We start from the raw sequence: 241 nt of genomic DNA on the forward strand, positions 1-241 counted from the left end.
CAGGAAAGCATTGCTATGATGCTTGCTGGCACTGGTTGGTGTCGATTACCTTGTTATATTGTGCAGCCTTACTTAGATTCTGGAGACTTAAATGAGTTTTCTTTAGAGGGAGCCAATCGAATCATTTGGCATGGGTCGGTGATTCATAATAAGAACAAAGAACTGAGCATGGCTGGCGATATATTTTTGGAAAAAGCCATGGCACTGCAAGACCGGATTAGTCAGTAATGTACTTTAACAC

General features: G+C 41.5%; 1 protein-coding gene. It reads left to right on the forward strand.

What is annotated here, in order from left to right; genetic code table 11:
* Window positions 1–228: hypothetical protein (locus Q4528_RS15725; RefSeq protein WP_303522658.1), on the forward strand; the 228-nt coding region annotated here is incomplete at its 5' end.
* Window positions 229–241 lie beyond the last annotated feature (13 nt).

The sequence above is a fragment of the Staphylococcus pasteuri genome (assembly GCF_030547725.1).
Classification (GTDB): Bacteria; Bacillota; Bacilli; order Staphylococcales; family Staphylococcaceae; genus Staphylococcus; species Staphylococcus pasteuri.